Below are 10,488 nucleotides of genomic sequence, written 5' to 3' on the forward strand. Positions count from 1 at the left end.
ATCGGGCGACACCTGTCGCCGAGACGCTGCCCTCACGTTCGATTGATCACCGGCTCCATGCAATGAGATCCCTGCCGAGGCAGGGATCTCATTCTGCGGAGACGAGGGGATTTGAACCCCTGGTCCCCGTGAGGGGACTCCACCTTAGCAGGGTGNGTGCACTCGGCCGGACTATGCGACGTCTCCAGGCATCCGCTCCGTGAAGACCGGATGCACCTTGCAAGCATAACGGGTTCAGGGGACAGTCACGAATCGGGACTCAGGCGACTTCGGCCGGGCCGCCTGCAGGACGAAAGCACGTCTGCAGGACGAAAACCGACGGATGCTCCCGCATCCGTGCCCCGGTCCTGCACACGGCACGGGTTCCGAGCGTGCCACCCACCGACGGTCGGTCAGCCGGCGCTCGACTCCCGCACGACGAGCTCGGGCTGGAATCGCACGCGACGATCGTGTTCGACGCCGTCGAGCTCCTTCAGCAGCAGGTCGACACCTGTCCAGCCGAGCAGCCTGGCGGGCTGGCGCACCGAGCTCAGCGGCACGACAGTGGCCGAAGCGAAGTCGATGTCGTCGTACCCGACCATCGCGATGTCCTGGGGCACGCGGATCGCGGATCCGAAGCTGAAGGCCTGCAGCAGGCCGACGGCGAGCAGGTCGTTCGCGGCGAAGACCGCATCCGGGCGCGATTCCGGGGCACGCGCCGCGATGGCCTCGCCCGCAGCCCTGCCCTGCAGCACGGTGAGCGCAGACTGCTCGAAGATCTCGAGAGTGACGTCGGGGTGGGCTGCGACCGCCGCCTGCACCCCCCGAAGACGATCGGCGACCTGATGCACCGACTGCGGCCCACCGACGAACGCGAGTCGGCGTCGTCCGGCCGAGAGCAGGTGCTCTGCAGCGAGCCGGCCACCCTCGACGTCGTCGACCGACACCGACGGAAGAAGGCCCTCCTCCACCTCACGGTCGACGAGGATCACCGGCATGCCACCCGCGGCGAAGCGGTGCACGGCCGAGAGGTCGTCGGAGGCAGGCGTCAGCAGCACGCCGTTGACGCGCTGCTCCTGGAAGAGTTCGAGATGAGCGACCTGGCGCTCGTCGCGCTCGTCGCTGTTGCCGAGCAGCACGGTCATGCCGGCATCCGCTGCTCTGTCTTCTGCCCCGCGCACGACCTCGGCGAAGAACGGGTTGCCGATGTCGGGCACCACGAGACCGATGCTGCGGCTGCGTCCTGCCCGCAGCTGCCTGGCCGCGTCGTTGCGCACGAAGCCCAGCTCCTGGATGACGCGCTGCACGCGTTCGACCGTCTTGGCGGACACGCGTTCCGGCTGATTGAGCACGTTCGAGACGGTGCCGACCGAGACGCCGGCCGCAGCAGCGACGTCCTTCACCCCTACAGCCATGGCGTGCCTCCGTCCGTCCGCGCGTGCGCCAACGACTACCTTCTCATTCCTCGCCGCTCTCCCGGCGCCGACGACGCCCCGGCACGGCGACGACGGCGAGCGCCGCGCAGCCGATTCCGGCGATGAAGAGGGGCGCGAGCGCCCAGGTCACGACACCGGTGAAGACGGCCGCGGCCGCGATGTAGGCGGCACCGGCAGCATCCGCCCTGATCGCTCCGGGCACCGCACGCACGGCGTCCTTCCACCCGAGGGAAGGCGACCAGGCTCCTGCGGCGAGGAGCACGGCGACGGCGAGAGCGAGCAGTCCCGCCCAGCCGACGACCGCGATGGCCTCGCCACCGGGCAGAGCACCCGACCCTGCGAGCACCACGTCGATCGTCAGCACGGTCGCGATCAGCGCAGCCGGCACACCGACGGCGAGCGACGGCAGGATGCCGGCGCGCACGTCCTCCCAGAACAGCGCGGTACGCGAGTCCTCGGCCGCGACGAAGCGTCGCAGATGACGGATGCCGGCGGCCAGCGCGATCGGCAGAGTGACGACGCCGAGGGCGATGATCGTCATGAGCAGCCCGACCGTCAGCACCTCGCCGAACAGCCCGAACTTCGCCGTCGCGCCGGGGTTGACTCCCGGCTCGACCCCACCGACCGTGGGGCCGGCACCCGAGCTCGCCTCACGCTTCGCGGCCCGATGGGCCCGACGGTCTTCGCGGATGACCGACATCGCTATCCCTTCAGCCCCTGTGTGGCCACGCCGTCGACGAGGAACCTCTGGAAGACCACGAAGAACAGCAGCACCGGCAGCAGCGCGACGAACGAGGCAGTGACCGTGGCGCCGTAGTCGGACGACGAGGTCTGGTCGTTGTAGAGACGCAGCGCGATGGGCAGCGGGTAGTTCTCGGGGCTGGTCAGGTAGAGGAGAGGCCCGAGGAAGTCGTTCCACGCCCAGATGAACGAGAAGATCGCGCAGGTGATCAGCGCCGGCTTGATGAGCGGCAGGATGATCGACCAGAAGATCCGCATGTGGCCCGCACCGTCGATCTTCGCGGCCTCGTCCATGTCGCGCGGCATCTGACGGATGAACTGCACGAGCAGGAAGACGAAGAACGCCTCGGTGGCGAGGAACTTCGGCAGGATCAGCGGGATGAACGTGTCGACCCAGCCGAGCTGGTTGAAGATGATGTACTGCGGGATGATCACGACGTGGAACGGCAGCAGCAGCGTGCCGATCATCGCCGCGAACAGCACCCCGAGTCCCTTGAACTGCACCCGGGCGAACGCATACGCGGCGAGAGCAGACGAGAGCACGGTGCCGACGACCGCGGAGACCGCGAGGATCAGCGAGTTCAGGAAGAAGCGCCACATCGGCACTCCGGCGATGCCCTCCATGACCTTGCCGTAGTTCTCGATGGTCGGTGCCTGCGGGAACAGTCCCGGGTTCTGACCGAACTCGGAGTTCGGCTTGAACGTCGACAGGAACAGCCACAGCAGCGGATACAGCACGACCGCGGTGAGCACGATCAGACCGATGAACCAGATGACGGTCTGCCAGGTCTTGCGCTTGATCCTGCGACGAGGGGCAGGCGGGCCGGCGGGCGTCGTCTGCTGCGCGGCGAAGACCGGGGTCGACGCGGCACCGGACGTGGTGGCCTGGTTGGAGGTACTCATTTGTCGTCTCCCGAGTAGTGCACCCACGACCTCTGCGTGCGGAAGAGGATGAAGGCGATGATCGCGACGACGACGAGGAGCACCCAGGCGATCGCCGCGGCGTAGCCCATCTGTCCGTCGGAGAATCCGCGCTTGTACAGGTACACGGTGATGAAGTTCGTCATGCCGGCGGGGCCGCCGGTGCCGTTCGAGATGATGTAGGCCGAGGCGAACACCTGGAACGCACCGATCAGACCGAGCAGCAGGTTGAAGAACATCACCGGCGAGAGCATGGGGATGGTCACCGCGCGGAACCGGCGGTACGCGTTCGCGCCGTCCATCTCGGCCGCCTCGTACAGCTCCTTGGGGATCTGCTTGAGACCCGCGAGGAAGATCACCATCGTGGCACCGAACTGCCACACGGCGAGCAGGATCATCATCGGGAGCACGAGGCCCGGGTTTCCGATCCATCCCCCGAGGTTGATCCCGAAGATCTGCAGACCGCTGTCGACCGGACCGTCGGAGGAGAACATCGCACGCCACACGATCGCGACGGACACCGAGCCGCCGATGAGCGACGGAGCGTAGAACGCCGAGCGGAAGAAGCCCGCCCCCTTGTCGCGGTAGTTCAGCAGCATCGCGACGGCCAGCGCCGCGGCCAGGGTGATCGGGGTGCCGATGAACACGTAGACCAGAGTGATCTGCGCCGACTGGATGAAGTTCGGGTCGTTCGTGAACAGGCGGACGTAGTTGTCCAGGCCGATCCACTTGGGCGGCTGGAAGATGTTGTACTTCGTGAAGGACAGGTAGAGGGAGTACACCATCGGCACTCCGGTCAGCCCGAAGAAGCCGATCAGCCATGGGGTGAGGAACGCATAGCCTGTCGCGGTCTCGCGACGCAGTCGTGCGCGCTGTCCGGGCCGTGCGAGTTCGTTCTCGGGACGGCGGCCGCTGCGCAGCGCCCGCCCTCGCCCGGACTTCTTGCCCGTGACGATCGTCCTGGTCGCCGTCGTGCTCATGACAGCTCCTTCCGAAGTGGATGGGGTACGGTGGGTCGGGCGGACGTCGCCCGACCCACCGACGGAATCACTGGTTGAGGACGACGTCCATCTCGGAGAAGAACTGCTCCACGGCCTCGTCGACCGTCGTCGTGCCGAAGTTCAGCTCGGTGCCCAGCGTCCGGAACTTCTCCTCGAGGGTGCCGTAGCCGACGATCGGCACGGGCGGAGCGTCGCCGAGGCGGTCGGAGATGGACTCCTCGTAATCCTTGACGAGCTGGCTCATCGGGTCGAGGTCGGCCGCCTCGAGAGCGGTCTCGGATGCCGGGAGGCCACGGTTCGTGCCGAAGATCTCACCGGACTCGGGCGAGTTCACCAGGAAGTTGACGAGCGTCGCCGCCGCCTCCGGGTGCTCCGTCTTGGCCGAGATCGTGTGCAGCATCGACGGCTTCAGGTAGAGGTCCTTCGCGCCGTCCTTGGTGACGGGAGGAGCCACGAGGCCGAGCTCGGTGTAGTTCTCACCGAGGTTGGCGAGGTAGCCGGCACCGAAGTTGTCCCACGTCAGCTCGCTGGCGTTCTTGGCCGCGTCGAAGGCGCTCAGCGGGTTGAGCTCTTCGACGGTCTGCTGAGGAACGACGGCTCCATCGCGGATGTCATCGCCGGACTCCCAGAACTCCTTCAGGCGGTCCTCGTCGAAGCCGGGGGTGCCGTCCTCGTCGAACAGGTTCTTGCCTTCGCTGCGCAGCTGGATCTCGAAGTTCTGGATGCGGCCGGTCCAGTCGGACCCGCCCCAGAACGCTCCGCCACTGGCGTCGGTGACCTCGCCGATCCACTCGTCGTAGTCATCCCAGTCGCCGCCGGCGAACTGCTCGACGCCCGCGGTCTCGAGAAGAGCGGGGTTCGTGAACATGCCCCACGCGTTGGTGGAGGTCGCGATGCCGTAGGTGGTGTCGTCGACGACGCCGATGCCGAGGATGTTCTCAGGCAGCGGGTCTGTCTCGATGACGGATCCGAGGTAGGGCTCGAGGTCGAGCAGCAGGCCGTTCTCGGAGTACTGACGCAGGTACGAGTAGTCGAACTGCATCACGTCGGGGAGTCCGCCACCGGCCGCCTCGGTCTGACGCTTCTCCCAGAACTCCGGGAATCCGAGGAAGGTCGCGTTCACCGTGATGTTCGGGTACTCCTCGTTGAACGCCTCGATCGCCTGGTTGTACAGGTCGGCGCGGACGTCGTTGCCCCAGAACGCGAGGTCGAGCGTGACCTTCTCGTCAGGGTCGTAGGTGGCCCCGCCCTCGGGGCTGCCGCCGCCGGCGCAGCCGGCGAGTACCAGCGCTGCGCTGGTGGCGACGGCCGCTGCGGCCGCCAGACGCTTCTTGCTGAACATCGTTGTCCTCTCTGGTGAACGTCCTCGTTCGGCTGAGCCGCGGAACGCCTGTGTCCATGTGGTGCGGGTAACGATTCCCATGGTGCGGGGAAAACGCTTACCTGCACGCTAATCCAGATTGAAACGTTTCGCAACCGGCAATTTCGCGGCCGGATTACATCGATTACCGCGGGATCTTCCAGTCTTTCACGACCAGGTTCCCAGCCTCGACCTCGAGACCCAACCGATATACCGCGGCTCGTCTCTGCTCGCCCGTGGCGGCGTGCACCGGCGCCGCCTCCGCGGTGGCGAAGAAGTAGAACCACAGCTCGTCGCCGTGGCGCACATGCGCGCCGTGATTGCCGTGGCCTCCCCCGGGAGCATCGGCGAGGATGACGGCATCCTCACCGCCCTGCCTGGTCCACCGGACGCCGTCGTCTGAGCGATACACGCCCATCCCCCGCCACTCGTCGACGATCATCCACCAGAATCCCCCGAGGACGAAGACCGTCGGCCCCTCATGGGGGCGTCCGCCGATCGCGATGCCGTCGAGACGCCACTCCGCGAGGTCGGCGGATGACGCGACCATCGTGACCGAGTCCGCCGCCTCGTCCTTGTACCAGATCCGCCAGAGGCCGTCGGGGGTGCGCGCGACCGCCGCGTCGATGACCCGATCACTGCTCAACGCCAGCGGTCCGCGTCTCTCCCAGCGACGGAGGTCACCTGAGACGTACTCGACGATCTCGCGCACGAATCCGGGCCAGCGGTCGGGTATACCGTCGATCTCGGTCAGGTACATGCGCCACTGCGCGCCGTCCCAGACGACCTCGGGCGCCCAGTGCGTGCGGTCGACCTCGGCGGGCGGCGGGCCCGACTCCAGGACGAGGTCGGAAGCCGCGGGCTCGAGCGTGCCGTCGTAGGTCCACTCGACGCCGTCGCGCGAGGTGGCGACGCCGATGCGGCTGCCGTGGATCCATGAGACGCCGGGACCCGCGTCCTCGAGGCTCGCCCGGCGCTGCGTGTAGAACATCCACCACAGGCCGTCGGCATCGATCACGACCCGCGGATCCGTGGCGCCGTCGTAGACCGGGTCGCGGTAGAGCTCGATCATCGGCGGAGGTCGGTCACCGGACTCGCGAAACCGGCACGATGCGTCGGGTGTGCGGCGAGCACCTCGGGCGTGATCACCGCGCCGTCGGATGCCGCCGAGGCGTAGATCCCCGCGACGATCTCGAGCGACCGCGCGGGAGCATCCGCAGTCGCCGGCAAAGGCTCGCCGTCGAGCAGCGCGTCGAACACGTCGCGCAGCAGCGGCTCGTGGTCGCTGCGCTCCTCGACATCGGGGAACGCCCACGAGTCCGCCTCGGCCTCGAAGCCGGGCGCCGGGGTGATCCGCCAATTCTCGTGCCCGTGTCCGTAGACGTGGTCGACCGTGATCGTGGCCCTCTGCGTGTCGATGCGGATCGAGCTCGCCTCTCGCGGCGACACCGCGCTCGTGATCAGCTGCGCGACGACACCCTGCTCGAAGACGATCGTCGCGGTCGACACGTCTTCGGTCTCGGTCTCGCGATCGAGCCTCCAGAGGCGCCCCTGCACCGACGACCAGTCACCCAGCAGGTGAGCGAGCAGATCGATCTGATGGATGCCGTGGCCGAGGGTCGTGCCGCCGCCCTCCGTCTCCCACTTGCCGCGCCACGGCACCGCGAAGTAGTCGGCGTCACGGAACCACAGCGTCTGGCACACCGCGACGAGCGGGCGACCGAGCGCTCCGCTCTGCAGAAGTCCGCGCACGTGCGCTGCCGCCGTGCCTGTGCGCTGCTGGAACACCACCGCCAGCTGCCTGTCGGTCGCGAGTGCACCCGCGCGCATGTCGTCGAGCTCGTCGAGGGACGGTGCCGGCGGCTTCTCGACGATCACGTGCGCGCCCGCGGCGAAGGCGGCCAGCGACTGCGTGCGGTGCGGACCCGGCGGGGTGCAGATGAGCACCACGTCCGGATGCTCGGCCGCGAGCATCTCGTCGAGGTCGGAGTAGGCGGCGGCGATGTCGTATCTGCCGGCGAACTCCTCGGCCTTCTCGAGGCTGAGGTCGGCGACGGCGACGAGTTCTGCGCGCGGATACGCGGCGACGGCGCGGGCGTGGGAGTTCGCCACGGAGCCGGTGCCCACCAGGGCAGCTCGAAGGGTCTTCTCGGAAGTCATCGGTCCTCCTCAGGACGGTGAGTCGGTGTCGTCTCAGATCGCGTCATCTCAGATCGCGTCATCTCATGCCGTTCTGCACCAGGTGCAGCCGAGCGTATCGCCCGTCGGCCGCGAGCAGCTCGTCGTGGGAGCCCTGCTCGACGATGCGGCCGTGCTCGAGCACGACGATGCGATCGGCCTGCCGAACAGTCGACAGCCGGTGCGCGACGACCAGGGTGGTTCGGCCGCGCATGAGTCGTTCGAGAGCCTCTTTCACGAGGCCTTCGGATTCGGGATCGAGGGCACTGGTGGCCTCATCGAGCAGCAGGATGCGCGGGTCGCGCACGAGCGCACGGGCGATCGCCAGTCGCTGACGCTGGCCACCCGACAGGCGCGCACCCCGCTCGCCGACCACCGTGTCCCAGCCGTGGGGCTGCTCGCTCACGAACTCCCACGCGTTGGCATCGCGCAGCGCCTGTTCGACGCGGTCCGGCGTGACGTCGGGCATGCCGTAGGCGATGTTGTCGAACACCGACCCCTCGAACAGCACCGATTCCTGCGGCACGACCGAGATGGAGCGACGGACCGTCCGCAGGTCCAGCTCCTGCATGTCCTGCCCGTCGAGCCTGATACGGCCGCTGGTGGGTCTGACGAAGCCGAGCACCAGGTTGAGGAGCGTCGATTTGCCCGACCCCGACGACCCCACGAACGCGACGGTCTCGCCCGGCGCGATGCGCAGATCGATCTCGAACAGGGCGTCCTCCTCGGCATCCGCGTACCGATGCGTCGCGGAGTCGAGCACGATCTCACCGGCGACGGCCGAGACCGTGCGCTTGCCCGAGTTCTGCTCGACGTCGGGCTCCTGCAGCACCTCCGCGATGGAACGCACCGACTCCAGGCCGCGCGCACCGACGGGGATGAGCATGAGCAGCTGGGTCAGCCCACCGGTCAGCAGCGTGAAGTAGCTCGAGAGCATCACGACCTCACCGGGCGTGATCGGCAGGAATCCGGTGAGCGCGCACACCGCGGCGAGCATGAGGCAGGCGACGCCGAGCAGCTGCATGGCCACCCACGAGATCGACGCGACGCGTCCGTTCAGCAGATCGAGGTCGAGTCCCGCCCGGCGCACGCCGTCGGCCCCGCCCGCGACCCGGGTGATCGCCGTCTCCTCGAGCCCGTGCGCGCGGGTCACCGGGATCAGGGATGCCATCTCGCCCACCCGCGCCGACAGGGTCTCGATCTCGCGACGGAACACCTCGTTACGGCGCTGCGAGCGGTTGCGCATGCCATAGCGGATGCCGATGGCGATGGGCACCGCGAGGGCGTAGACCGGCAGGAACTGCGGCACGGTGACCGCCGTCATGGCGAGCGCCCCGAGCATGACCATCATCGATGACAGGAGCGGATGCGTGACCTGCTGCAGCATCAGCTCGACGTTCTCGACGTCGCGCACGACCTTGGTCTGCACGATCGACGAGCTCATGCGTGTGTGGTACCCGATCGAGAGACTCTGCAGTCGCGCGGTGAGCGCATTGCGCAGGTCCGCGCCGAGGTCGCGCACCACGGTCATGAAGTTGCGTGTGTAGATGATGTGGTTGGGGTAGTTCTGAACCAGAAGCACGGCGGCGAGCGCGAACCACCAGAGCACCTCGGTGACGTCGCCCTTGCTCGCCACGACATCGATGATCGCCGCGGTGATGACCGGCAGGAACCACAGCGGGATCTCCTTCACCGCGAACGCCGTGATCGCGAACGTGAGGCGCCAGGGGCGGCGTGCGACCAGACGCAACACAGAACGGGTCGGGTGCTGACCGTCGATGAGCGCAGCCGGATGGGAAAGCGCTTTCTGTGTCATGGTCCTATCGTAGAGTCCGAGCCGTCGCCAGGGAAGCGCGACGACCTGAATCGGCCGGGAGCACACACATGACCTTCGACGCAGCGTTCGACTGGGCCCGCCGCCACGTGCAGGCGGAGCGACTGCCCACCGCCGTGCTCGGCATGGCGACGGCCGACGGGATCGTCGACCTCGAGGGCTTCGGCGCCGCCACGGATGCCGTGTATCCGCTGTTCTCGATCACGAAGGTCCTCACCGGCATCACGGCGGCGAGGGCGATCGAGCGCGGCCTGCTCACCCCGAACACTCCGTTGACCGACGCCCTCCCCGACTTCGGGTCGTCCCGCGATGACGTCGTGCGCCTGTGGCACCTCGCCTCGCACACATCCGGGATCTCCGAGCCCGCGCTCGACACGGCGCTGCCGCTGCGCCAGGAACTGCTCACCAGAGGACGCGACTTCGCCGCCGGAACCGCCTCGCGGTATTCGACGCTGGCCTTCGAGGGCATCGCGGCACTGATCGAGCATGCGACGGACTCGTCGTGGGATCACGGCACTCTCGACTGGGCCCATCGCATCGGCGCGATCGGCCTGACCCTCGACACCGCGGAGTCGGTCGGTGTGCCTGACGCTGCGGCGGGAGGACTCGACCTCGATCGATTCCACGCCAGCCGGGCACCGGGTGCGGGTCTGCTGGGCCGAGCCGAGGACCTGCTGCACCTGGGCACCGAACTGCTGCGCATCGACCGGGGCGGCCGCGACGGCATCCTCTCTCCTGCCGGACTCGCGATGATGCGGCGCCCGCTCACGGGAGACATCCCCCGCCTCGACCCGTACCCCGACGAGCGCGGTCAGGACTGGGGCTTCACGTTCAATCTGCGTTCTCGGGCCCCTGGACTCGTCGACCGCGACGTCTTCGGCCACGGCGGGTGGGCCGGCACCGAGTTCTGGGTCCACCCCGGTGCCGGGGTCGCCTGGGTGCTGCTCACCAACGCCGCCGTCCGCCCCGGCGTCGATGCCGACGAGCTCGACAACGCGGTGGTGAGCGCGCTCTAGCGCGGCCCGCCCGCGCGACGGT

9 protein-coding genes and 1 tRNA gene are annotated in these 10,488 nt (G+C 68.0%); 1 reads left to right on the forward strand and 9 read right to left on the reverse strand.

Annotated features, from left to right (window positions below; genetic code table 11):
* Positions 1-96 precede the first annotated feature (96 nt).
* The 9 genes from ASF80_RS08445 to ASF80_RS08485 form a co-directional block, all read right to left on the reverse strand.
* A tRNA-Ser gene (locus ASF80_RS08445) sits at positions 97-186 on the reverse strand.
* A gap of 206 nt (positions 187-392) precedes the next feature.
* Entirely contained in the window at positions 393-1,394 is a 1,002-nt protein-coding gene (locus ASF80_RS08450) for a LacI family DNA-binding transcriptional regulator (protein ID WP_056309803.1), read from the reverse strand.
* Positions 1,395-1,437: 43 nt separating this feature from the next.
* Positions 1,438-2,115, reverse strand: coding sequence for a hypothetical protein (locus ASF80_RS08455; RefSeq protein WP_056309806.1), 678 nt, complete (start codon positions 2,113-2,115; stop codon positions 1,438-1,440).
* Between the two features lie 2 nt (positions 2,116-2,117).
* A complete protein-coding gene (locus ASF80_RS08460) occupies positions 2,118-3,059 on the reverse strand; it encodes a carbohydrate ABC transporter permease (protein WP_056309808.1) in 942 nt (313 codons plus the stop codon).
* Positions 3,056-4,057, reverse strand: a complete 1,002-nt coding sequence (locus ASF80_RS08465) for a carbohydrate ABC transporter permease (RefSeq protein WP_056309811.1) — start codon at positions 4,055-4,057, stop codon at positions 3,056-3,058. The genes ASF80_RS08460 and ASF80_RS08465 overlap by 4 nt, the downstream gene beginning before the upstream one ends.
* A gap of 67 nt (positions 4,058-4,124) precedes the next feature.
* Positions 4,125-5,420, reverse strand: a complete 1,296-nt coding sequence (locus ASF80_RS08470; RefSeq protein ID WP_056309813.1) for an ABC transporter substrate-binding protein — start codon at positions 5,418-5,420, stop codon at positions 4,125-4,127.
* A 163-nt stretch (positions 5,421-5,583) separates the two neighbouring features.
* Positions 5,584-6,510, reverse strand: a complete 927-nt coding sequence (locus ASF80_RS08475) for a hypothetical protein (protein WP_056309815.1) — start codon at positions 6,508-6,510, stop codon at positions 5,584-5,586.
* Positions 6,507-7,598, reverse strand: a complete 1,092-nt coding sequence (locus ASF80_RS08480) for a Gfo/Idh/MocA family protein (protein ID WP_056309818.1) — start codon at positions 7,596-7,598, stop codon at positions 6,507-6,509. The genes ASF80_RS08475 and ASF80_RS08480 overlap by 4 nt, the downstream gene beginning before the upstream one ends.
* Positions 7,599-7,656: 58 nt before the next feature.
* A complete protein-coding gene (locus ASF80_RS08485) occupies positions 7,657-9,432 on the reverse strand; it encodes an ABC transporter ATP-binding protein (protein WP_056309821.1) in 1,776 nt (591 codons plus the stop codon).
* 68 nt (positions 9,433-9,500) lie between these two features.
* On the opposite strand from ASF80_RS08485, the gene ASF80_RS08490 reads away from it, so the two are divergent.
* The gene (locus tag ASF80_RS08490; RefSeq protein ID WP_056309823.1) at positions 9,501-10,466 is read left to right on the forward strand and encodes a serine hydrolase domain-containing protein; all 966 of its coding nucleotides are present in this window, start codon (positions 9,501-9,503) and stop codon (positions 10,464-10,466) included.
* Positions 10,467-10,488 lie beyond the last annotated feature (22 nt).

Origin of the sequence: Microbacterium sp. Leaf159 (assembly GCF_001423615.1) — a bacterium.
Lineage (GTDB): Bacteria > Actinomycetota > Actinomycetes > Actinomycetales > Microbacteriaceae > Microbacterium.

Bases quoted from the DNA above. Each gene is read 5' to 3' on its own strand.
- ASF80_RS08450 (WP_056309803.1), bottom strand. From the start codon at position 1,394: ATGGCTGTAGGGGTGAAGGACGTCGCTGCTGCGGCCGGCGTCTCGGTC.
- ASF80_RS08455 (WP_056309806.1), bottom strand. From the start codon at position 2,115: ATGTCGGTCATCCGCGAAGACCGTCGGGCCCATCGGGCCGCGAAGCGT.
- ASF80_RS08460 (WP_056309808.1), bottom strand. From the start codon at position 3,059: ATGAGTACCTCCAACCAGGCCACCACGTCCGGTGCCGCGTCGACCCCG.
- ASF80_RS08465 (WP_056309811.1), bottom strand. From the start codon at position 4,057: ATGAGCACGACGGCGACCAGGACGATCGTCACGGGCAAGAAGTCCGGG.
- ASF80_RS08470 (WP_056309813.1), bottom strand. From the start codon at position 5,420: ATGTTCAGCAAGAAGCGTCTGGCGGCCGCAGCGGCCGTCGCCACCAGC.
- ASF80_RS08475 (WP_056309815.1), bottom strand. From the start codon at position 6,510: ATGATCGAGCTCTACCGCGACCCGGTCTACGACGGCGCCACGGATCCG.
- ASF80_RS08480 (WP_056309818.1), bottom strand. From the start codon at position 7,598: ATGACTTCCGAGAAGACCCTTCGAGCTGCCCTGGTGGGCACCGGCTCC.
- ASF80_RS08485 (WP_056309821.1), bottom strand. From the start codon at position 9,432: ATGACACAGAAAGCGCTTTCCCATCCGGCTGCGCTCATCGACGGTCAG.
- ASF80_RS08490 (WP_056309823.1), top strand. From the start codon at position 9,501: ATGACCTTCGACGCAGCGTTCGACTGGGCCCGCCGCCACGTGCAGGCG.